General features: G+C 65.3%; 21 protein-coding genes. 15 read left to right on the top strand and 6 right to left on the bottom strand.

Going from position 1 to position 22,298, the window contains the following annotated elements:
• Positions 1–11: 11 nt before the first annotated feature.
• The 7 genes from NOG11_RS01985 to NOG11_RS02015 all read left to right on the top strand — a co-directional run bounded on the left by NOG11_RS01985 (position 12) and on the right by NOG11_RS02015 (position 6,817).
• Entirely contained in the window at positions 12–731 is a 720-nt protein-coding gene (locus NOG11_RS01985; RefSeq protein WP_256617953.1) for a hypothetical protein, read from the top strand.
• An 11-nt stretch (positions 732–742) separates the two neighbouring features.
• The gene (locus tag NOG11_RS01990) at positions 743–1,198 is read left to right on the top strand and encodes a phage holin family protein (protein ID WP_256617954.1); all 456 of its coding nucleotides are present in this window, start codon (positions 743–745) and stop codon (positions 1,196–1,198) included.
• Complete coding sequence (locus NOG11_RS01995) at positions 1,198–2,181, top strand: hypothetical protein (RefSeq protein ID WP_256617955.1); 984 nt, start codon at positions 1,198–1,200, stop codon at positions 2,179–2,181. Before NOG11_RS01990 ends, NOG11_RS01995 begins: the two co-directional genes overlap by 1 nt.
• Positions 2,182–2,279: 98 nt before the next feature.
• Complete coding sequence (locus NOG11_RS02000) at positions 2,280–2,714, top strand: tellurite resistance TerB family protein (protein ID WP_256617956.1); 435 nt, start codon at positions 2,280–2,282, stop codon at positions 2,712–2,714.
• Positions 2,711–4,111, top strand: coding sequence for a 30S ribosomal protein S6--L-glutamate ligase (gene rimK / locus NOG11_RS02005; protein WP_256617957.1), 1,401 nt, complete (start codon positions 2,711–2,713; stop codon positions 4,109–4,111). Before NOG11_RS02000 ends, rimK begins: the two co-directional genes overlap by 4 nt.
• 5 nt (positions 4,112–4,116) lie before the next feature.
• Positions 4,117–5,148 carry a quinone-dependent dihydroorotate dehydrogenase gene (locus tag NOG11_RS02010; protein ID WP_256617958.1) on the top strand — a complete coding sequence of 344 codons (1,032 nt, stop codon included), beginning with the start codon at positions 4,117–4,119 and terminating at the stop codon, positions 5,146–5,148.
• A gap of 16 nt (positions 5,149–5,164) precedes the next feature.
• On the top strand, positions 5,165–6,817 hold the full coding sequence (locus tag NOG11_RS02015) for an amidohydrolase (protein ID WP_256617959.1): 1,653 nt from the start codon (positions 5,165–5,167) through the stop codon (positions 6,815–6,817).
• Here NOG11_RS02015 and NOG11_RS02020 read toward each other — a convergent pair.
• Positions 6,743–7,330: a DUF7010 family protein gene (locus tag NOG11_RS02020; protein ID WP_256617960.1), complete on the bottom strand. Its 588-nt coding sequence runs from the start codon at positions 7,328–7,330 to the stop codon at positions 6,743–6,745. The genes NOG11_RS02015 and NOG11_RS02020 overlap by 75 nt on opposite strands.
• Before the next feature lie 132 nt (positions 7,331–7,462).
• Between NOG11_RS02020 and cmk the strand changes: the two genes are divergently transcribed.
• The 4 genes from cmk to NOG11_RS02040 all read left to right on the top strand — a co-directional run bounded on the left by cmk (position 7,463) and on the right by NOG11_RS02040 (position 11,857).
• Positions 7,463–8,095, top strand: a complete 633-nt coding sequence (cmk, locus tag NOG11_RS02025; RefSeq protein WP_370468215.1) for a (d)CMP kinase — start codon at positions 7,463–7,465, stop codon at positions 8,093–8,095.
• Positions 8,096–8,363: 268 nt separating this feature from the next.
• A complete protein-coding gene (locus NOG11_RS02030) occupies positions 8,364–9,023 on the top strand; it encodes a VPLPA-CTERM sorting domain-containing protein (RefSeq protein WP_256617962.1) in 660 nt (219 codons plus the stop codon).
• A gap of 248 nt (positions 9,024–9,271) precedes the next feature.
• Complete coding sequence (gene rpsA / locus NOG11_RS02035; RefSeq protein WP_256617963.1) at positions 9,272–10,972, top strand: 30S ribosomal protein S1; 1,701 nt, start codon at positions 9,272–9,274, stop codon at positions 10,970–10,972.
• Positions 10,973–11,086: 114 nt separating this feature from the next.
• Positions 11,087–11,857: a DUF481 domain-containing protein gene (locus tag NOG11_RS02040; RefSeq protein ID WP_256617964.1), complete on the top strand. Its 771-nt coding sequence runs from the start codon at positions 11,087–11,089 to the stop codon at positions 11,855–11,857.
• 300 nt (positions 11,858–12,157) lie between these two features.
• Here the strand turns inward: NOG11_RS02040 and NOG11_RS02045 are convergent, their stop codons facing one another.
• The 3 genes from NOG11_RS02045 to rpsU all read right to left on the bottom strand — a co-directional run bounded on the left by NOG11_RS02045 (position 12,158) and on the right by rpsU (position 15,575).
• The gene (locus tag NOG11_RS02045; protein WP_256617965.1) at positions 12,158–12,892 is read right to left on the bottom strand and encodes a pirin family protein; all 735 of its coding nucleotides are present in this window, start codon (positions 12,890–12,892) and stop codon (positions 12,158–12,160) included.
• Between the two features lie 134 nt (positions 12,893–13,026).
• Complete coding sequence (locus NOG11_RS02050; RefSeq protein ID WP_256617966.1) at positions 13,027–15,027, bottom strand: M36 family metallopeptidase; 2,001 nt, start codon at positions 15,025–15,027, stop codon at positions 13,027–13,029.
• Positions 15,028–15,365: 338 nt separating this feature from the next.
• Positions 15,366–15,575: a 30S ribosomal protein S21 gene (gene rpsU / locus NOG11_RS02055; protein WP_173201516.1), complete on the bottom strand. Its 210-nt coding sequence runs from the start codon at positions 15,573–15,575 to the stop codon at positions 15,366–15,368.
• 100 nt (positions 15,576–15,675) lie between these two features.
• On the opposite strand from rpsU, the gene NOG11_RS02060 reads away from it, so the two are divergent.
• Positions 15,676–16,374 (top strand): COQ9 family protein, encoded by a 699-nt coding sequence (locus NOG11_RS02060; protein ID WP_256617967.1) that lies wholly within the window; start codon positions 15,676–15,678, stop codon positions 16,372–16,374.
• A 26-nt stretch (positions 16,375–16,400) separates the two neighbouring features.
• The gene (locus NOG11_RS02065; RefSeq protein ID WP_256617968.1) at positions 16,401–17,627 is read left to right on the top strand and encodes a serine hydrolase domain-containing protein; all 1,227 of its coding nucleotides are present in this window, start codon (positions 16,401–16,403) and stop codon (positions 17,625–17,627) included.
• Positions 17,628–17,648: 21 nt separating this feature from the next.
• On the opposite strand, the gene NOG11_RS02070 is transcribed toward NOG11_RS02065, so the two are convergent.
• Positions 17,649–18,356, bottom strand: a complete 708-nt coding sequence (locus NOG11_RS02070; RefSeq protein ID WP_256618236.1) for an SDR family NAD(P)-dependent oxidoreductase — start codon at positions 18,354–18,356, stop codon at positions 17,649–17,651.
• A gap of 5 nt (positions 18,357–18,361) precedes the next feature.
• A complete protein-coding gene (locus NOG11_RS02075; protein ID WP_256617969.1) occupies positions 18,362–18,526 on the bottom strand; it encodes a DUF2256 domain-containing protein in 165 nt (54 codons plus the stop codon).
• A 120-nt stretch (positions 18,527–18,646) separates the two neighbouring features.
• Between NOG11_RS02075 and NOG11_RS02080 the strand changes: the two genes are divergently transcribed.
• Positions 18,647–20,251, top strand: coding sequence for a M28 family peptidase (locus tag NOG11_RS02080; RefSeq protein ID WP_256617970.1), 1,605 nt, complete (start codon positions 18,647–18,649; stop codon positions 20,249–20,251).
• Positions 20,252–20,437: 186 nt separating this feature from the next.
• Positions 20,438–22,108, top strand: a complete 1,671-nt coding sequence (gene recN / locus NOG11_RS02085) for a DNA repair protein RecN (protein WP_256617971.1) — start codon at positions 20,438–20,440, stop codon at positions 22,106–22,108.
• Positions 22,109–22,298 lie beyond the last annotated feature (190 nt).

Genomic DNA, 22,298 nt, shown 5'->3' on the forward strand with positions numbered 1-22,298 from the left:
GAGAGAACATCATGGCCGATACCACATCGACCCCCGACACCGGGAGCACCGCGCCGAACGCGACGGCGCAGGACCCCGTGTGGAAGGACAAACAGCACGAGGTCGAAGCCGAAGCCAAGCAGACTGCCAAGCGCGCTGGCTCGCTCGCCTCGAACACCGCCGCCAGGAAGATCGACGAGCACAAGTCGGAGCTTCAGCGCACCATCGAGAACGTCGCTTCGGGCCTCGAAAAGGGCCAGGAAGAGCTCGACCGCTCGCAGCTTCAGGATCTGACGCTGAGCGCCGCCGAGCAGCTTCGCCGCTTCGCATCGAACCTCGACACCACCGACGGGCAGGCGCTGATGCAGCGTCTCGGTCAGGAATCGCGCAAGCGTCCCGTCAGCTCCGCGCTCGCCGGCGCCATCGCCGGTTTCGCCATGGGCCGTGCCCTGAGGGCCACCCCGCAGACCGCCGATAGCTACCCGCAAACGGGTGACCGTCAGCCCACCGACAACCAGTTCGGCAGCGCCTCGACATCGAGTTTCGGCGACACGGCTGCGGCTTCGCCCTCAACGTCCAGCACCTACGGCGCCGCCTCGCCGTCGGTCAGCACGCCGACTCCCAGCCCCGCGGCCACCACGTCCGGCACTTCGCCGAGCGCGTCCTTCGCGGACAACGATATCCAGTCCGAAGCCCCGGTCGACCCCGACAGGCCCGCCGCCGCTTCGCCGACCATCAAAAGCACCGACTAAGGGAGCCCTTCATGTCCGAGACGACCTACACCAACGGCGCATCCGACACGGGCTACCGTGCCGAGACCGCCTATCGCAGCGACACGGCGCCGCGCCGCGGCATCACCGACATCCTTGCCTCGATCACCCAGAACGCAGCGGACCTTGCCTCGGCGGAAGTCCGTCTGGCTAGGGACGAAGCGATCGACACCGGCAAGGAGAGCATCACCGGCGGCATCCTGACCCTGTTCGCAGGCGTCATCGGTATCCCGGTACTGATCTTCCTCGGCCTGGCCCTTTCCGCAGGCCTGATCGGCCCGCTCGGCCCGGTCGCCGCCAACCTCATCACCGCAGCCGTCTTCACGGTGGTCGCCCTCGTTCTCTACTTCGTAGGCAAGAGCAAGATCGGCGGCACCGGCGAGCCCCTCCACCGCACGCGTGAGAACCTTCGCCAGGACCGTGAAACCGTCAGGGAGAACCTTCACTAATGACCCAGACCCGCAAATATGACAGTGTCGCCGATGCCAAGCGCCATGCCCTGGCCAGCGACCTCGCCGAGCTGAAGGACCGCCTTCGCGCCACCGATCTCATCGGCACGCTGGGCCGTCAGATCGGCGTCGATGTGGACGGCTTCAAGCGCTCCACCGGGGCCGACAGCAAGACCATGCCCTACGCCCTGATCGGTGTCGGCACCGCGCTTCTGGCGGGCCGCTACTATGAGGAGCAGAAGGCTCAGCCCGATACGGACGGTCTGCATGAGGATGACTATCATGCTGCCTCCGATATCGGCCTGGCTCACCGCCGTCTCCGCCGCCGCGAGAACGAGACGGACGACCTCTACGCTCGCCGCACCTATGAAGAGTACGGCCGTAGGCTGAACGTCGAGCGCTACGACAATGAGGACGATCACGGCTTCTTCGACCGCGTCGATGATGCCCTCCACGGCCTGTCCGCCCGCGTCAAAGGCGGCGCACGGGCTACTGGCTCGGCCGTCTCGAGCGCTGGCAGCTCCGTCGCCCACGGCGCGGCAGCCGCAGGCCGCGGCACCAAGAACGTTGCGACCTCCATCGGCAGCGGTACGGCCTCGGCCGCCTCGAGCGCCGCTTCGGGAACACGGAACGCCGCATCCGCCACCAAGCGCAGCCTGTCCGAAAGGGCTCGCTGGCTGAACGACCACGCCGCCGCCACGAGCCGCGGTGCTCAGGACCGTCTGGCGCAAGCGAGAATGCGCAGCGAGCAGCAGCTCTCCAAACTGAAGTCCGCCCATGAGGACAACCCCGCGGTCGGTACCGGCCTCGGCATGGCCCTAGGCCTTCTCCTGGGTGCGCTGACACCGCCGACCAACCGCGAGAAGCGGGCGACGGACGGTCTCGCCGATGCCCTGATGGACGCCGCTCAGGGCGCCCTGGCGAAGATGAACGAGAACATCTCGCATCTCGAACAGCAGGAGCAGGCGGAAACCCGCCACTAACGCTTCCGCTGACAAGCTACAGTGAGAAGAGGGCCTGGGCGTTGACCCAGGCCCTTTTTCGTTCGTAGGGCCGGGCTCGAGAATGTTGGAGATTCGCGATGGCCAGCCCCGTTCCGCAACTGTCTGCGCAGGAAGCGATCATCTACCTGATGGTGATGGCATCGGCCGTGGACGGCTCCATCAACCCCTCCGAGCTGATGACCATCGGCCGGGTGGTCAGATCCTTCCCGCTCTTCTCGAAGGACCATGAGGACAAGCTCGTCGAGATCTCCGAGGAGGCCGGCGCGCTAATGGGTTCGGATGGGGGGCTTCACAAAGTCATCCACGCCGCTGCCGAGGCGTTGCCCGAGCACCTCGCGGAGACCGCCTATGCGGCGGTTGTCGATGTTGTGACCGCCGATGAGAGCCTCAACCCCGAAGAAATCCGTATGCTGGAGCTGATCCGCGACGGCCTCAAGATCTCCGATGACGGCGCGGCAGCGATCGAACACGCCGCCCGCGCGCGGCACATGACCATGGAGGCGCCGCTTTGACCCTGGAACTCGGTTGGGAAGAATGGATCAGCCTGCCCGCCCTCGGCCTGCCGGCCATGAAGGCGAAGGTGGATACGGGTGCGAAGACATCGAGCCTGCACGCCTTCACCGTCGAGCCCTTCGGGCCGGCGAGCAAGCCGAAGATACGCTTCGGCATCCACCCGATCCCGGAGCGGCCCGACATCGAGGTCTACTGCTCCGCAGACGTCATCGACAAGCGTGACGTCACCTCCTCCAACGGCGAGACCGAGCGGCGCTGGACGATCAGCACGGAGATCGAGATAGGCGGCCAGAAATGGCCCATCCTTCTGACGCTGACGGACCGGGAGGGGATGACCTTCCACATGCTCCTCGGTCGGCAGGCGCTGGAGAGCTATCCGGGGGAGGCGCCCAGGGTCAGCCCTACGGAGAGCCATCTGCAGCCCGAGCTGAACTACGACGCCTACCAGAAGATGCTGGCGCAGGCGCCGAAGAAACGTGCTCTGCGCGTGGCGGTCTTGACCAAGGAGCCTAACATCTACTCGACCCGCCGCCTGATCGAGGCAGGGGAGGCGAGGGGGCACGTGGTCGAGCCGATCGACACGTCGCGCTGCTACATGCTGATCAACGCCGAGAAGCCCGAGGTCCATTATGACGGGCGCGCGCTGCCGAGCTACGACGCCGTGATCCCCCGCATCGGCGCGTCGATCACCGCCTACGGAACGTCCGTGGTCAGGCAGTTCGAGACGACGGGCGCCTACTGCGTCAACCGCTCCGATGCGATCCTGATGAGCCGCGACAAGCTGCACGCCCACCAGATTCTCGCGCGCGAGGGCATCAACATGCCCACCACGGCCTTTGCCTCCAGCCCCAAGGACACGGACAGCATCGTCGATCTGATGGGCACGCCGCCGATCATTCTGAAGCTGCTTGAGTCGACCCAAGGCAAGGGCGTGGTGCTGGCCGAGACCAAGAAGGCGGCTCAGTCGGTCATCTCGGCCTTCCGTAACCTGAAAGCCGACTTCCTGGTGCAGGAGTTCGTCAAGGAGGCGGGCGGCGAGGATGTCCGCTGCCTCGTGGTGGGCAACAAGGTGGTCGCCGCGATGAAGCGCACGGCGGCGGCTGGCGATTTCCGCTCCAACCTCCACCAGGGCGGCACCGCCAAGGTCGAGCGCATCAGCAAGGAGGAGCGCGAGGTGGCCGTGCGGGCAGCCAAGGCGCTCGGTCTTGGCTTCGCCGGTGTGGACCTCCTGCGATCGAGCAGCGGCGCGAAGGTGCTGGAGGTGAACTCGAGCCCCGGCCTCGAGGGCATCGAGAAGTCGTCCAAGAAGGACGTGGCCGACCTCGTCTTCCAGCATATCGAGCGCCGCGCTGCGAGCACGGTCAAGCGTCGCCGCCGCGTCAGCGCTGCTGCCTGAGGACGATGAGCAAGCTAGGCGTCCGTGCACTGAGCCTGCTGCCGCCCGAGAAGGCCCATGAGGCGACGATCAGGCTTCTGCGTTCACCCCTTGCGCCGAGGCCGAAGGTGGTTTCGGATGCTATCTTACGGACGGAAATAGCGGGGCTCGACCTCCCCAACCCCCTCGGCATGGCCGCCGGGTTCGACAAGAACGCCGAGGTTCCGGATAAGCTGCTTCGCTTGGGTTTCGGCTTCGTCGAGGTGGGCGCTGTCACACCCAAGCCCCAACCCGGCAACGCCAAGCCGCGTGTCTTCCGCTTGCGGAAGGACGAGGCGGTCATTAACCGCTACGGTTTCAACAATGACGGGCTGGAGGCCATCGGCGAGCGCCTCGCCGCGCGTGCGGGCACGCCAGGGGTGGTCGGCATCAATCTCGGCGCCAACAAAGACAGCAGTGACCGGGCGGAGGACTATGTGAAGGGGCTCGTCGCCCTCGAACCCCATGTCTCCTTCCTCACCGTGAATGTCAGCTCACCGAACACGCAAGGGCTGCGAGATCTTCAGGGCAAAGCGGCCCTCGGCGAACTTCTAGGCCGGGTCCTCAGGGCGCGGAAGACGGACAAGCCCGTCTTCGTCAAAGTGGCGCCGGACCTCATCGACGAGGACAAGGCTGACATCCTGGACGCGGCCACCGAGGCAGGCATCAGCGGTCTCATCGTCTCCAACACCACCCTGTCGCGCGAGGGGGTGAGCGGGCCGGACGCCCATCAGAAGGGCGGGCTGTCGGGCAAACCGCTCTTCGAGCGATCAACCGCGGTGCTGCGCGACTTCGCCGTGGCCAGCGAGGGCAAGATGCCGCTGATCGGGGTCGGCGGAGTGGCCTCTGCCGAGGACGCGCTCACCAAGATCAAGAACGGCGCCTCCGCCGTGCAGCTCTACACCGCCCTCGTCTATCAGGGGCCGGGGCTCGCCAAGACCATCATCGAAGAGCTGCCGGACCTTCTGAGGCGCGACGGTTTCACAAATGTGGCGGACGCGGTAGGAGCGGCGCTGTAACGAAAGGGGCCGCCCCATGATCACCGCTGTCTTCTCGCTGCTCGCCCAGGGCGCCTGCGACGTGACCGTCATCCAAGGGCGGATCGAAACGCCGACCAAGACCCACGAGGCGCTCGCCATCGCCTCGGGCCGGGTGCGGCAGATCGGGACCATGGCCCAGATGCCGAGCGTGGAGGAGGGGTGCCTCATCGAGCTGGCTGACGACGAGACCGCTTTTCCGGGACTTACCGACAGCCACGTGCACCTCATCGGTATCGGCTTTCGCGAGATGGAGCTGAACCTCGACCAGGCCCGCTCGGTGAGAGACGTCCAGGAGGCGCTGCGCCGGAAGGCTACAGAGCAGCTCGAGGGCATCATCGCCGGACGCGGCTGGATCGAGACGGCCTGGCCGGAAGGGCGTGCACTGAACGCTGCCGACCTGGACGCCGTGGTCAGCGACCGCCCGGTCTTCCTAGTCCGAGCGGACGGGCACGCAGCGGCTCTCAACAGCGCAGGGCTGGAGGCGGCTCAGATCACGGACGATACCCCCGACCCCGTGGGCGGCAGGATCGTGCGCGACGCGGACGGCAAGGCCACCGGCTATCTGATCGACGCAGCCATGGACCTCGTCTCGCCGCTCCTGCCGCAGGTGGATGACGAGCGGCGGCGCGAGGCGCTGCGGCGGGGCGCCGAGGTCTACGCATCGCGCGGCTGGACCTCCGTGCACAATATGTCGGTGGGCGCTGAGGAGCTGCGCCTGATGGAGGAGCTCGCGGCCAGCGGGGAGCTGCCCTTGCGGGTCGCCAACTTCGTGACCCAGGACGCTATGCCGGGCCTTATAGAGGCTGGGCCGGGCTGTGACGAGACGGGGCTTGTCTGCCATCTCGGCGTCAAGTTCTACGCGGACGGCGCGCTTGGCTCACGCGGCGCGCTCTTGAAAGAGCCCTATGCGGACGAGCCGGGAACGATAGGCCTCCGCCTCCTGACGGAAGACGATGCCAAGAAGGCTTATCGTCAAGCCGTCGATGGAGGGCTCCAGGTTACCACCCATGCCATCGGCGACCGGGCCAACGCCGACGTCCTCTCCTGGTACGAAGAGCTGCGCGAGGACTACCCTCGTGCCGTCTTCCGCATCGAGCATGCCCAGATCGTCAGCCCGTCCGACATCGAGCAGTTCTCGGAAGTGGGCGTCATCGCCTCCATGCAGCCAAGCCACGCCGTCGGCGATCTTCACTTCGCGGAGGACCGTCTGGGCGAGGAGCGTCTTGAGGGCGCCTATGCCTGGAACAGCCTGGCTAGCGAGGGCACACTGATCGTCTTCGGCTCCGACGCTCCGGTGGAGCAGGGCGACCCGCGCATCGAGCTCTACGCCGCCTCCGAACGCCGCGACCTCAGCGGTTTCTCCGGTGAGAACTGGCACCCTGAAGAGGCGCTCGGCCGGGCTGAGACACTCGCGCTCTTCACCACCGCGCCTGCGCTTGCCATCGGCAGGGGAGGCAGCCTCGGCACGCTGGCGCCGGGCTTCGCCGCCGATCTCTCCGTGTTCCGCGGCGACCCCTTCGCCGGGCCCGAAGAGGCCGAGGCGGTGGCCACCATGATCGGCGGGGCCTGGGTCTCAGGCCGCTACGCTCCGCCCCCCGCGCCGGTTGAGGACGAAGAGGTCGAGGAGGATGCCGAGGACGGTCGCTAGATAGATCGCCGCAACCGTCAGCGGAATGACGACCAGGCGGTCGTCGGGGAAGGCGTGCCACAACCAGCCGCAGAGCACTGCTCGGGCCACGGCGTGGGCGCTGTAGAGCGCGGTCCTGCCATAAGTCCAGCCGATGACGGGCCAGTGCCCGGACATGCCAACCGCGAGGATCAGCACGATCATCTCGGGCGCGGCGGAGACGGCGGCCGGAATGAACGACCAGAAGAGCAGCATGCTGATGAAGGCTGGCAGAAGCGCGCTGCCTACCGCTGCCTTGTCCTTCAGGAACTCCACACCGAAGAGCTTCGAGAACAAAACGGCCATCGGAAAGATCAGCCCGCTGCCGTAGAACGCCGCCATGGCCCAGCTTCCAAGCTGCCAGATGGTGCCGAGATAGGCGAGCGCCAGCCAGTAGACCGCGCCGGCCAAGGGAATGGGGAAGCCGCCGCGCAGCCGGTAATAGGTGGCGATACGGCTTTCTTTCAGTGCCAGCCTCAGTTCATCGTCGGTCATGAATACCCCTACCTTTCTGCAAGGCCGTTCTAGGCCGACCGGCCCTCGTAAACCAAGCTTGGTGCGCCGCATGAGCTTGCCTGCTTGCTCACCGCGCGGCCTCTGCTAGAGGCCAGGGTCATGTCAGAGCCGCTGATCATCGCCATCGACGGACCCGCCGCCAGCGGGAAGGGGACGCTGTCCCGCAGGCTGGCTAGCTTCTACGGCCTACGCCATCTCGACACCGGCACGCTCTATCGCGGGGTCGCCTGGATCATGCTGCGCGACGGGTTTGAGCCGCGCGACGAGGCGGCCGCCGTGAAGGTGGCGCGGGCCTTCGACCCGGAGATCCTAGGCTCGGCCGACCTTCGCACCCCAGCCGTGGGGCGCAGCGCCAGCCTGGTTGCCGTCCATGAGGGGGTGCGCAAGGCCCTGTTCGACTTCCAGCGAAGCTTCGGCCTTCAGAAGCCTGGCGCCGTGCTGGACGGGCGCGATATCGGCACTGTGATCTTCCCCGACGCCACGGTGAAGTTCTTCATCACCGCCAGCCCCGAGGAGCGCGCCCAGCGCCGCTATCTCGAGCTGCGCGCCTCGGACGAGGGCGTCACCTATGAGGGGACCCTCGCCGAGCTCAAACGCCGCGACGAGCGCGACCAGAGCCGCGAGGAAGCCCCTCTCAAACCGGCGGCGGAGGCGGAGATTATCGACACCTCCAAACTGACCCCCGACGAGGTCATGGCGCGGGCCGTGCGGATCATCGACAATGTGGTGCGGGGGCGTACGTAGAACCATCCGTATGCAGTGGAGCTCGGTCCGCACTGCGGCGGGTGACTCGGACGGGCCTACTGGTCCGGCACTAGTATCTCACCTCATCAAGAGGCTGAAACTCAGACCGCGCCGGACCTTCAGAGAAGTTTTCCGTGCGCGAATGCGACGAACCCGTTGGTATCCGCGACGAGGGCAGGACCCACGATATTGATGACTTGACGCTTCCTGATCACAACTTTGTGAGGCCGTCATCAAGGCGCCGTTTCACCAGCTAGGAGGCATGAGGGTGGGTAGATTTTCCAACAGTGTATTGAAGGGTCTCGTCGCGGGCATCGGGCTTTCAGCCTGGAGCAACGCAGCGGCTTCACCGGTGACGATCGACTTCGAGAACGTGGATCTGAGCAAAGAGCAAGAGCCAGGGCAGGCCATTTTCGATTCCGGTGAGACCATGCTGGTTCAGGACGGCTTTGTGGTGGAAGCTAGCGGCGTCTCGCAGGCTCATGTCAACGGTCCGGACCACTGGCTGGGAACGCCAACGGGTTCGAACTACAGTCTTCTTCGCGCGTTTGGGAACACCCCTAACTACAACGGTTTCTCTGTCCGGTCACAGGACGGTAGCAGCTTCAGCCTGACATCCTTCATTGCGGTCACCGCGCTGCGGGACGCGGATGCACGCTTCCAAGTGAACTTCGAGTTGGAAGATGGCTCGTTCGGGACGACGGGTCCTTTCCAGCTCACCGGTTCCCTGCAAACGATCTTTCCGCAGCTCTCCGGAATCGTAAGTGCCGCCTTCTTCGCTGTGCCGGACTCGAATGGTTTTACGTCCAGTATTGCCATCGACGATATCGTCCTCAACGGCGTTTCCAGTGTGCCGGTTCCGGCAGCGGCTTTTCTCTTCCCGTTGGGTATCGGAGGTTTTCTCGCTTCTCGCCGCCGAAGAGGCTAAGTCTCGGCAAAATAGGCAAGGGAGCAGGTCCGCTCCCTTGCCATTTCGCCGCTTTTGTGCCTAAGCGTGCCCTGTTCGCGGCGCTATTTTGCGCCGGGCAGGGTTTGATGGAGGAAGAGCGCTAGCAGCCGATCGTCCCGAGCAGCCCGCCCGGCTTCGATCCAGCGCTTTGTTCCATCGCCCCTCTAGCCGCAATCCTTGCAGTCCGGGGCCTCAACCCAAGCGGCTCTGCCGCACTGAAGGCTGATTTGTCTGAAACCCTAAGCCCCTCGGTCGAAGATTTCGCCGAGATGTTCGAAGCCTCCGTCGTTGACCGCGACAGCTTCGAGCAAACCGTCGTCAAAGGCACCATCACCGGTATCGAGAAGGACATGGCGATCGTCGATGTCGGTCTCAAAACCGAAGGCCGCGTCCCCCTCCGCGAGTTCGGTCTCAAGGAAGGCGAGCCTACCGTGTCCGTCGGCGACGAGGTCGATGTCTTCATCGACCGTGTCGAGAACGCCCATGGCGAGGCGGTCATCTCCCGCGAGAAGGCCCGCCGCGAGGAAGCCTGGGAGCGTCTCGAGAAGGAATTCGAAGGCGACGAGCGCGTCAACGGCGTGATCTTCAACCGCGTCAAAGGCGGCTTCACCGTAGATCTCGGCGGCGCCGTGGCCTTCCTGCCCGGCTCCCAGGTCGACATCCGCCCCGTGCGCGATGCGACCCCGCTGATGAACCTCGAGCAGCCGTTCAAGATCCTCAAGATGGACAAGCGCCGCGGCAACATCGTCGTCTCGCGCCGGTCCGTCCTTGAAGAGGACCGTGCCGAGCATCGCCAGGAAGTCGTCCGTGACCTGAACGAGGGTGACGAGCGCGACGGCGTGGTGAAGAACATCACCGATTACGGCGCCTTCGTCGAGCTGGCGCCCGGCGTCGACGGCCTCCTGCACGTGACCGACATGAGCTGGTCGCGCGTCAACCATCCGTCGGAAGTGCTCAACGTCAACGACACCGTCCGGGTCAAGATCATCAAGATCAACCCCGAGACGAGCCGCATCAGCCTCGGCATGAAGCAGCTCCAGCCCGACCCCTGGGAAGGCGTGCAGGCCAAGTACCCGGTCGGCGCTGTCTTCAAGGGCAAGGTCACGAACATCACCGATTACGGTGCCTTCGTGGAGATCGAGGACGGCATCGAAGGCCTGGTCCACGTCTCCGAGATGTCCTGGGTCAAGAAGAACATGCCCCCGAGCTCCATCGTCGAGCCCGGCCAGGAAGTCGACGTCATGGTGCTCGAAGTGGACGAGTACAAGCGCCGCGTCTCCCTGGGCCTTAAGCAGACCCTGGACAATCCGTGGGAAGCCTTCGCCGAGAAGCACCCCATCGGCACGATCCTCGAAGGCGAGGTCAAGAACATCACCGAGTTCGGCCTGTTCGTCGGCATCGACGAGAACATGGACGGCATGGTGCACCTCTCCGACCTCGACTGGGACCGCTCCGGCGACCAGGCGATCGGCGACTACGAGAAGGGCCAGCAGGTCCAGGTCAAGGTCCTCGACGTCGATCCGGACAAGGAGCGTATCTCCCTCGGCATCAAGCAGGTCGACAACGACCCGATGGATGCCATCGGTGAGCTGAAGAAAGGTGACGACGTGACCTGTGAGGTCTCGGCCGTCGAGAACGGCGGCATCGAGGTGCGCGTCGGCGGCGATGGCGGCCCCAAGGCCTTCATCCGCAAGTCCGACCTCTCCCGCGACCGCAACGAGCAGCGCCCCGAGCGCTTCGCCGTCGGCGACAAGATCGACGCCCGCATTGTGGCGATCGACCGTCAGTCCCGCCGCCTCTCCCTCTCCATCAAGGCCCGCGAGATGGCCGAGGAGAAGGAAGCCGTGGAACAGTACGGCTCGGCCGACTCGGGCGCGTCGCTCGGCGACATCCTGGGCGCCGCCCTCAAGGACACCGACGACGCGTAAGCGATCTGAAGGTTAAGAGAACGAGAAAAGGCCCCGCTTCGGCGGGGCCTTTTTGTTGCGGTTCTGTCCATCTCGCTTAACGCATGCTTAACGGCGGGGCGGGCAGATAGCTCTATGCTCGAACTCGTCCTTCTCACTGGCAACCTCGCCATCAGCTCGAACTGGATGCAGACCGGCACCATCGAGGCCGAGGAAGATCAGTGGTCGGGAGCGGTAAGGTTCAACCTCTCTTCCGCGACGGGCAACACGGACAATACCGTTCTGGGCGGGAAGGTGATCCTCGCCAGAAAGTACGGCGCCATCACCCACGCGATCGAGGGGGGCGGCAACTTCACCGAGACCACGACGGTGGACCAGGACGGCGCCGAGAACACCTCCACCACCCAGAACAACTGGTTCAGCCAGTACCGGATCGAGGTGCAGACAGGCGACCGGACCTTCCTCTTCGGCAGGCTGCGCTACGAAGAGGACCAGTTCTCCGGCTTCGACCGGAAGGCGTTCGCAGGCGCCGGTATCGGCCACGCGATCTACGAGCGCGAGACCCGCGACCTACGCATCCTCGCCGGCCCCGGCGTGCAGTATTTCGAACGCACGAGGCCGCTGCCGCTCCCCGAGGACTTCGAACAGGAAGAGACCAGCCTCGCCTTCTTCTTCGGGCAGACTTTCCGTCAGCAGATCGTAGAGAATGTCGAGTTCGCCCAGAGCTTCGATGCCACCTGGGCTTCGGAGAACTCGACCATTGCTCCCGCCTTCGAGGTGAAGTCCGACCTTACCGATAAGATCAGTCTGCGCACGGTATACACGGTCAAGCACGAGACCGACCCGCCCGAGGGGCGGGAGAAGACCGACACGCTCCTCAGCGTCGCCATCGGCTACGAGTTCTAGGACGCTGCCTCTCAAGAAGAGCGTTTGTATTGTTTGCAAACGGGCGGAGGCGTCAGCGCTGCTTGCGCCTCCCCCTCAGCCTGCCGGCAGCTCCCCCTCTAGAGGGGGAGCGACACAAGTTGCGAAGCTGCCTTCTTTCTCCCTCCCCCACTTCGAAGCCGGTTCAACGAAGGTGAAAGAAAAGGTCCGGGGGACCTTTTCTAGGCGAAGAAGGCCACGGCAGTGGCGGGGGGAGGTGCCCGAAGGGCGGAGGGGGCCGCCTGCGCTTCTAAAAGATACAAGCGTCGAGAGAGGACTTCGCTAGCTGCTCAGCCGCTCCAGATCGAAGAGCAGCACTTCGGCATCGTGACCGTCTGAAAGGACGATCTCGCCCGGCTCCAGTACCGCTAGGCCGTCGCCTCGGCGCAAGGTCTCGCCGTTCACCGTGACCTCACCGCGAGCCACCTGAACCCAGGCCCGGCGGCCTTTCCGCAGACTGAACGACGTCTCTTGATCGCCGTCCAGCGTCGCCGCGTAGACTTCGGCAGGTGCCAGCGTGTTGATCGAGCCCTCCCGCCCGTCCGCAGAAATGATCAGCGCAAGCCTGCCATCCTTCTCCTCGGGCGCAACGTCGAGAGTCTGGTAGCCAGGCTCGGCGCCGCGCTCCTTGGGCAGAAGCCAGATCTGCAGGAAGCGGACCTTCTCATCCTCGCTCGGATTGAACTCCGAATGGGTGACCCCGGTGCCGGCGGTCATGTACTGCACGCCGCCGGCCCTCACCACCGAGCCGTTGCCCAAGCTGTCCTTGTGCTCCAGCGCGCCGTCGAGAACGTAGGAGAAGATCTCGAAATCCGCATGGGGATGCATGGGGAAGCCCGCGCCGCCCGCCACCTCGTCGTCATTGATCACGCGCAGGGCCTCGAAGCCCATATGGCGCGGGTCGTGGTAGCTCGCGAAGCTGAAGCTGTGTGCCGAGCGCAGCCAGCCGTGATCGGCCATGCCCCGCTCCTCGGCGGGCCTGAGAATGGTGCGGGGCGTATCGCTTTGGGTTTGCATCTTGTGCCTCCTGTCGTTGGAGGAGATGTCGGGAGGCGGCGCTGCTTCGCAACCTCAGGTTTGCGCAAAGCAGCGGTGCCGCAAACGAAAACGGGGACCCGAAGGCCCCCGTTTCCCCATTGATGTTGCCGGACCTAGCGGCGGTAGGAGTAGGGTCCCTCGCTGGCGAGGTTCCCTGCAGCGTCCTGACCCTCGAAGTAGAAGCTGTAGGTCGTCCCGCAGGAGCCGTTGAAGGTCACGGAGTGCGACGTCTTCAGCGTGTTGTCGGAGTAGGTATAGTTGTAGTCCGGGAACCGCACCTGGCTCGTCGCAGGCTCGTTGGAGTTCCAGGTCAGCCTGAAGCGGCAGGAGGAGAGCCTGCGTGCCCCGAAGTTGGAAAGATCCGGGGGCGTCGTGTCGGTGTTGCCGCCACCTCCGCCGCCGCCGCAGGTGGAGGGCAGGGCGTAGCTCGGCGAGGCGCTTCGCGAACCCATGGAGGAGCCAACCCCCATGCCGAACTCGGCAAAGGCTTCCCAGACCAGACAGTCCTTCGCGCCGCCGACGGCGTCGAGGATGCCGTCCCGCATGTCCATGTAGTCAGGGCCCGGCGCGGTGAAGTTCATGCCGTCCACGAGGTCGCCCATGAGCTGGTCCGCGGTGTAACCGTTGGCCTCGTAGAGAGCCTTCAGCCTCCAGATGGTCGCGGCGTAGATCTCGCCGTCGCGGTGCACGGAGGTGCCGGTGAAGTCGCCGATATCCTTCGGGTAGTTCGTGTACCTGGCCGAGCGGATACCGTTCGGGTTCGCCGCGCTGTACTCGCCGACGCGGTCGTCATTGTTGATGAGGATCGACAGCACGTCCGCCATGCCCTCGCCGATGGCGCCCGAGATCGAGCCCGACATGTTGCCGATCATCCGCCAGGTGAGACCGTGGCCGTACTCGTGGTAGACGATGTCGCTGTCGAGGTCCCCGTCGCGATAGGGGTTCGTCAGGTTCCAGATATACATCTGCATGCGCGGGTTCGAGCCGTCGCCGGGGGTGGCGAAGTTGGCGTTGTTGAACCCGCCGCCGTCCTGCGCCTCGGCGTTGACGCTGTCCGAGCCGAAACCGCCCTTGCCGAAATTGTTCTCCTGGAAGTTGCCCGCGCTCTCGGTGAAGCCGTGGGTGTAGAGAATGTCGTGGATGCGGTTGTTCAGGTAGAAGAGGTTCTGGATCGCCACATACTGGTTCGATGTGGTCGAGGGGTCCTGGTTCAGGCTCGCCGCCGTGGTGAACACACCGTTGGTCACCGCGCCGCTGGAGGTGTCGGGCGCGTTATTGTTGTTCCGGTCGAGATAGGCTGAGACGTTGTTGCCGCGGATATAGTTCCTGTACTGCGTGCCGGAGAAGAGCCAGCCGTTGGGCGACTGTGCGTTGCCCGAGCCTGGGCCGTTGACGACCACCTGGTTGCTGTTGCCCGGATGATCGGGGAAAATCGCGTACTGATCGCGCGAGGTCCTGTCCTCGACGTTCAGCACCCGGCCGTTCGGCCCGATGAGCGTATGGAACAGCTCGTTGCTGTCCGCGCTCCAAAGCTTCACTTCGTAGCCGATGACGTTGCGGCCACGGCGAGCGATGACGACCTCCTCGACCTCGGGGGCCTGGTAGTAGAAGTCGTTCTCGGCGAAGGTGGTGACGAAGCCTTCGGTCGACGCCGCGGAGACGTCGGGAGCCGCGGGGAAGTGCCGCTGACGCGCGATCTCCAGGGCGTCGACCGCGCTGATACCTGCGCGGCGGGCCTTGCCGTTCCTGCGGTCACGCAGGCGGTTGCGCAGCTTTTTGAGGTCACCGTCCTCACCGAAGTTCGCCGTCACCGATGCGCCGTAGACCCGGCGGCCATCCACCACCTGCTCGAAGCGCTGGTGCACCCGGCCCTTGCCGTCCCTGTGCTCGCGGACGAGCACGAGTTCGGCGTCCTGGCCGATATCGCCGCGCTTTCTGAGAGCACCGCGTACCCGCTCGGCCCTGCTGCCGCGAAGAGAGGAGGCGTTCAGCTCCTCCGCGGTGACGACCGTGGGTTTCGTATCGAGAAGAATGTCCTGCTCCTGCGCGTGGGCAGCAGCGGTGGAGACGGCAAGGATCGCCGCCCCGCTGAGGAGGCGTTTTTGAAGGTTCATGCTGTTCTGTCCCTGATGGCGACGCGGAAACGGGGGGATTGCGCCAACCAAGAGCAGAAGCTGTCAGAGTTGCGGGCTCGTAAGCAAGCGGAATGTCAGCGGATATTATCCGCAAACGGTTAAAACAGATCACGCCAATGCGGCAAAATGGCGTGGAACCAAACCGCGGTTCCTTACAAACCGTAACATTCTGCAACGTGCTGTGTTAGGCGGTTTGCCTTAGGTTAAGATACGCGCTGTGGTTGCGCCGAGCGCCGAGGAGCCTGACGCAGCAAAAAGCCGCCTCGGCGGGGCCGGGCGGCTTATTAGGGTCGTGTGAAAGCTGCCGGGGCGGCTGGTTAGGCCAGCCCCTCGCGCTGCATCTTCTTCCGCTGCAGCTTGCGGGCCCGGCGCACGGCTTCGGCCTTCTGACGAGCGCGCTTCTCGGAAGGCTTCTCGTAGAACTTGCGGGCTTTCATCTCACGGAAGGTCCCCTCGCGCTGCATCTTCTTTTTCAGCGCGCGCAGGGCCTGTTCGACATTGTTGTCGCGGACGACGATGTTAACGATGGGTCTAACTCCTCAAAGGTGGCAGCTTTCGCGAAGGGTAGCGCCATAGTGGCGAATGGCGCTCTTGTCGAGGCTTTGCGGTACGGAATAGAGCATTGTCATGGACCAATCCCAAGCTGAGCCGAGAGACCCCGAAGAGCAGCGCCGCGAAGTGCTGGAGATGCTGCTGAGCGAGGCGGCCTTCGACGGCTTCACCGAGACCACGCTGAAGCGCGCCGCACGCCAGGCGGGGCTGGAGGAGAAGGCGCTGGCCGACGGTCTTCTCCACCGCCTCTTCCCCCGAGGCGTGCAGGACGCGCTGGCCTTCTGGTCCGAGGAGGAGGACCGGCGCATGGCGGAGAGCTTTAAGGCGCTGGAAGCCACGCCCCACGGGGTCACCGACAAGATCAGGTGGCTCATCAAGGACCGGATCGAGGGGCTCGACTGGAACCGCGAGGCGGCTAGGCGCGCAGCCTCCACCCTGGCGCTGCCTCAACACGCCGGGACCGGGGCGAAGCTCGTCTGGCAGACCGCGGATAAGATGTGGCGGACCATCGGCGACACCAGCACCGACTTCAACTGGTACACCAAGCGCACGAGCCTGTCGGTGATCTACGGCGCGACCCTCTCCCACTGGTTCCAGAACGACGGCGATGCCGCCGCGGACGATCCCTATGCCGAGACCTGGGCGTTCCTGGACCGGCGGCTGTCGGACCTGATGAAGTTCGAGAAGGCCAAGGGGAAGGCGATCAAGGCTGCGCCAGACCCCGCTGGCATCGTAGGATTTCTGGGGCGTTTGCGCTACGGCTCGGGCAAATAACAACGAGAACCTGGGGGGCCGCCACGATGCGCCGACTTTTCTTCATCCTCTTCTGCGCGCTCTGCGCTGCCGTGGTCGGGGCCTCGGTCTACTTCTTCAGGCCCTTCTCGGAGTTCTCGCCCCAGGAGGTCGTCTCCATGGTGGACACCCCGGACCGGCGCGAGGCCTACCGCATGATGGAGAAGATCTACCCCTCCAAGAACCTCGGCAGGGCGGAGCAGGTGACCACCTTCGAGCGGGACCTGAGGGAGCTCGACCTCACCTATAAGTGGCAGGGCGAGCCCCGCGACTTCGAGACCTTCGCCGAGGAGCGCAACGTCCAGGGCATGATGGTGCTGAAGGACGGCAGGGTCGTCTATGAACGCTATCTGGGCGAGGCCGAGCGGGGCAGCGGCTTCACCTCCTGGTCGGTGGCCAAGAGCGTCACCGCCAGCCTGATCGGGATCGCCCTGGCCGAGGGGGTGATCGACAGCCTCGACGACCGGGCGGCCCGCTACGCCGTCCAGTATGCCGGCACCGATTACGGCGACACGAGCATCCGCCACCTCCTGATGATGTCCTCGGGCATCGACTTCAACGAGGACTACGAGGCCGAGGGGTCCGACATTAGGAACCTCTTCATTAATACCTTCCTCTTCAACAAGGATGTGGACGGTGTGCTGAAGCCCTATGAGAGGAACCGCGAGCCGGGGGAGGATTTCGACTACATCTCCTCGAACACCCAAGTCCTCGGTGCAGTGCTGCGCGGCGCCTATGACGGCCGGGATCTCGGCAGCCTGTTCCGGGAGAAGCTGGGCGAGCCTCTAGGGATCTCCTCCGGCACCTGGCTGACCGACCGCCAGGGACCTGCGGGCAAGGTGCTGGCCTATTGCTGCCTGCAGCTCACCCTCGAGAACTACGCCAAGCTCGGCCAGCTCTACGTCCAGGACGGTGTGGTGGGCGAGACCCGCGTCTTGCCCGAAGGCTGGCGCGACTTCGTCCGCACGGCGCCGACCGAGGACCACGAGGCCAAGAACGAGATCGGCTCCATGGGCTACGGCCACCATTTCTGGCTCCACGGCGCGGATGAGGGCGCCTTCTCCATGCAGGGCTATGACGGCCAGTACGTCCACATGGACCCCGAAGAGGGGGTCGTCATCGTCATGGCCTCCGCCGACCGCTCCGGCCAGCGCTGGGAACACCCGGCGCTCTTCAGGGCCATCAAGGACCAGCTCCGGGACGGCGAGGAAGGCAGGCGGGCGTCGCGGGGGTAACGTCCTTTGCTTGAAGGGGGGTCAGAACTCGATCCGCTCCCCTGCATAGTCGAACACGTCGCCCGACTGTTCGGGCGCTAGGCCATCGACCACCTTCAGCATGGCCTCTGCCGAGTACCGAGGTGTGAAGAGCTTCCCCTCCGGCACGTTGCCCTGGAACGGCTCGGAGAGGGCCGTGTCCACCGTGCCTGGGTGCAGCCCTGCAATCACCGCGCCCTTGTTCCGCCTAGCCGTCTCGATGGCGATGTTCCTGAGCAGCATGTTCAGCGCCGCTTTGGATGCGCGGTAGCTGTGCCAGCCGCCTAGGCGGTTGTCGGAGATGCTGCCGACCCTAGCTGACAGAGCCGCGAAGACCGAGCAATCCTTGGCGAGATGCGGCACGACCGCCTTGGCGATCAGCGCGGGCAGGAGGGCGTTGGTCCGCATGACCGAGAGGAACGCCTCCTCCTCAAGCTGACGCAGCGCCTTTTCCGGCTGGTAGCGCTCGGCGTGCAGCGTGCCGATCGCGCAAAGGACGAGATGCAGCGGTCCGCCGCTGGCCGCCTCTTCAGCGGCCGCTTCGATCGAGCTTTCATCCTCGGGGTCGTAGCGAACGCCGCTGCCCGAGCGGCTGACCCTTACGAGGCTGCCGCATCGCGGGTCGCCCTCCAGCGCATCGCAGAAGGCCTGTCCGATCCCGCCGGAGGCCCCCCAGACCAATGCGCGGTAGCCCTCGGGCAGGGAAGTCATCGAGATCACGGCTGCTCCTTCGGTCTCTCGCGGCGGCAGCGGTCGGAGCAGTACAGCACCTCTTCCCAGACCCGCTCCCACTTCTTGCGCCAAGTGAAGGGCCGTCCACAGGTGCGGCAGTCCTTTTCGGGCAGGTCGCCCTTCCTCACCGTCTTGCCACTTCGTTTCATGAAGGGGAGCTAGCGCACCGGCGCGACGTTTCGAGCGGGACAGCTTGACGCGCAAAGCATGGACGGGGGGTGTTACAACGGCTAGCTGCAGTTCCATTGGTTCACATTCGAAGGAACGCCATGATCCAGCTCACAAAGCCCGCCCTCGGGCTCCTCGCCTCGGTCAGCCTGATCGCCTGCGCCTCCGTGCCGGGTCTTGGTGGGGGCTCCCTCGACGAGCGGCTGGAGGCCCATGTGGCCACCATGGCTTCCGATGAGTTCGGCGGCCGCGACACGGGCAGCGAGGGCTACGACCTGGCAGCCGACTACGTGGCGGGTTTCATGCGCGAGGCGGGGCTCGAGCCTGCGGCGCCGGACTACTTCCAGACCGTCCCCCTTTACCGCACCGACCCTCAGTCCATTCAGGGGGAGCTGACGCTTCAGGCGGGCGGCGAGACCATCGAGCTCACCCCCGGCGAGACCGTGGCCTTCTACCCAGGCTCCGACATGCCTGACGGGTCTGAGACGCTTGTGTCCGGCGATCTCGTCTTCGTCGGCGACGGGGTGGTGGCGCCGGCTCTGGGCATGGATGCCTATGAGGGCGTCGATGTGCGCGGCAAGATTGTCGTCTTCTTCTCCGGCACGCCGAAGATTGAGGACAACCCCGCCGCCGTCCATCTCCGCCGCTTCGACGTGAAGCTGGCCGAGGCCGAGAAGCGGGGCGCGGCGGGCGTGATCTATCTCGACGCCAGCGACCGTGCCATCGGTCAGTATGCCCGCTATCTCGGGCGCGCCTCGGAAGGGCCGATCTCCATCGGGGCGGGCTTCGACCGCCAGGTGCCCACGGCTCTTCTCGGCATGGAGCCGGCCAAAGAGCTCTTCGCTGCTTCGGGCCGAGACCTCGACGAGGTTGTCGAGCAGGTGAAAGCGGGTACGGCGCAGAGCTTCGCTCTGGACGCCAGTGCCGCCATCTCGGTCACGGCGGAGGCTGCGCCGGTGAAAGCCTACAACGTCATCGGCAAGATCGAGGGCACCGATCCGAGCTTGCGGGGCAAGGCGGTGGTGGTCACCGCTCACCTCGACCATGTCGGCACCCGCGACGACGGCGACCCGGAGACCGACGACATCTATAACGGCGCCCTCGACAACGCGACGGGCACGGCGATCATCATGGAGGCCGCGCGGATGCTGGCTAAGGAAGGCGGCCACAAGCGCACCATCATCGTCGCTGCCCTGACCGGCGAAGAGAAGGGCCTGCTCGGCGCGGCGCATCTCGCGCGCAATGTGCAGGAGCTCGGCTACGAGCCGGTGGCCAACGTCAATATCGACATGCCGGTGCTCACCTATCCGGTGCGCGACATGATCGCTTTTGGTGCGAAGTACTCGACCCTCGGTCCGGTCTTCGACGCGGCGGCGGGCGAGGTGGGGCTGCGCGCCACCCCCGACCCGGTGCCGGAGATGAGCCTCTTCGTCCGCTCCGACCACTACCGCTTCGTGCAGGAGGGCATTCCCTCCCTCTTCCTCTTCAACGGCATGGAAGGGGAGGGGCTGGAAGGCTTCCAGGCCTTCATGGCAACCCACTACCACAAGCCGTCCGACGACATGTCCCTGCCCATCAACTGGGAGGACGGCGCGAAGTTCACCGAGCTGACCGCCGAGATCGTCGGCCGCATCGCCGATATGGATGAGCGCCCGCGCTGGAACGAGGGCGTGGTGTTCGCCAAGGATGAGGGGCCTCGGGGGTAGGAACCCTTTCAGACGCTTTCCTATGGTCGCGCAGCGATCCATAGGACCCATCTCCTGACGGGTTACCCAGTTGAAGCCGCAGGAGTTGGGTCCCACGGACAAGCCGTGGGAAGGCGTCGATATAAATGCCCTCCCCACGCCTTGAGTTGACGAGCGCCCCGGCTTGGCCTTTCACCTCTTTCGTCTATGCTGATCGAACTGACCATCCAGGACATCGTCCTGATCGACCGTCTGACCCTTCCCCTTGGTGGAGGGCTCAGCGCGCTGACTGGGGAGACCGGGGCGGGCAAGTCGATCCTCCTCGATAGCCTCGGCCTCGCTGTCGGCGGCAAGGCCGAGCGGGGCCTCGTGCGCCAGGGGGCGGAGCAGGGCTCGGTCCAGGCCGTCTTCGAAGTTGCTGATGTCCATCCCGTCTGGGCGCTCCTCGAAGAAGAAGGCCTCACACCCGAGGACGACCTCGTCATCCTGCGCCGTATCCAGAAGGCCGACGGCAAGTCCCGCGCCTTTGTCGGCGATCGGACGGTGCCCGTCAGCATGCTGCGCCGCATCGGGCAGAGCCTGATCGAGGTGCACGGCCAGCACGAAAGCCAGGGCTATCTCGACCAGTCCGTGCACCGCGCTCTTTTAGATGATTACGCCGCCCTGGAGCGCGACCGGGAGGGGGTGAAGGCCGCCTTCCGTGAGCTGAAAGCCATCCGTTCGGAGATAGCCGAGCGCGAGGAGCAGCAGGACCGCGCCGTGCGCGAGGCGGACTATCTGCGCCACGTGGCGGGGGAGCTCGAAAAGCTCGCTCCAGAGCCGGGCGAAGAGGCTGAGCTTGCCGAGCGGCGCGCCGTGCTGCAGGCGGCGGAGAAAGTGTCCGAAGACCTCTCTTCCGCCATCGCGGCGCTCGGAGATGACGGGTTAGAGGCCAAACTGTCCTCCGCCGCCGGACGGATCGAGCGGGCGGCCAGTCGGCTCGGCGAAGACGCCGCTGCGCCGCTGATCGAGGCAGCCACCCGCTTGGACGCAGCGCTCAGCGAGTTCGGCGAGGCGCGTTCGGCGGTCTTGGATGCCGCCGAAGCCTTCACCCAGGACGAGGACGCCCTGGGCGAGACCGAGGAGCGGCTCTTTGCGCTCAGGGCGGCGGGCCGCAAATATGGGCGTGCTCCCGATGACCTTCATGCGTATCGGGAGGAAGTGGAGCAGCAGCTCACCCTCCTCGACGAAGGCGAAGCCAGCTTCGAGGAGTTGCGGGGCCGGGAGAAGTTGGCCGCTGGTGCCTATGCCGAGAAAGCCGCTAAGCTCTCCGCCAAGCGCCAGAAGGCGGCAGGAAGGTTCGCGAAAGAGGTAATGGGCGAGCTCGCCCCCCTCAAGCTCGACAAGGCCAAGTTCAAGGTGGTGGTCGAGCAGCCGGACGGCCTGGAGGGCGAGGCGGGCATCGACCGCGTCGCCTTCGAGGTCTCCACCAACCCCGGCGCGCCCTTTGGCCCCCTCAAACAGATTGCATCCGGCGGCGAGCTCAGCCGCTTCGTCCTGGCGCTGAAGACCGTGCTGACGGCGAAGGACGGGCGCTCGGTCATCGTTTTCGACGAGGTGGATTCCGGCGTAGGCGGCGCGGTGGCGGACGCCATCGGCGAGCGGCTGGCGCGGATCGCGGACGATGCCCAGACCCTGGTGGTGACCCACTCGCCCCAGGTGGCGGCCCGCGCTCGCAGTCATCTCAAGGTGGAGAAGGCCGGCAAGAAGACCGTCCGCACCGATGTCCGCGTGCTGAGCGAGGAGGAGCGGCGCGAGGAGATCGCCCGCATGCTCTCCGGCGCGACGGTGACCGAAGAGGCAAGGGCTGCGGCGAAGAAGCTCTTGGAGGCGGCGTAACCACCGTCATCCCGGAAGCTCGAAGAGCTATCCGGGACCCATGGCCTAATCGGTTCGCATAATCTCGCCGGTAGCGTTTCTTCGGAACGTCGGTCCATGGGTCCCGGATCGCCTACGGCGTCCGGGATGACGGCAGGGGAGGCACGGGGAAAACTGCCCGGTCGCCCTGCAGCTACCGAACCTCTAAGTT

This window comes from Parvularcula maris (assembly GCF_024505085.1).
GTDB classification, from domain to species: domain Bacteria; phylum Pseudomonadota; class Alphaproteobacteria; order Caulobacterales; family Parvularculaceae; genus Parvularcula; species Parvularcula maris.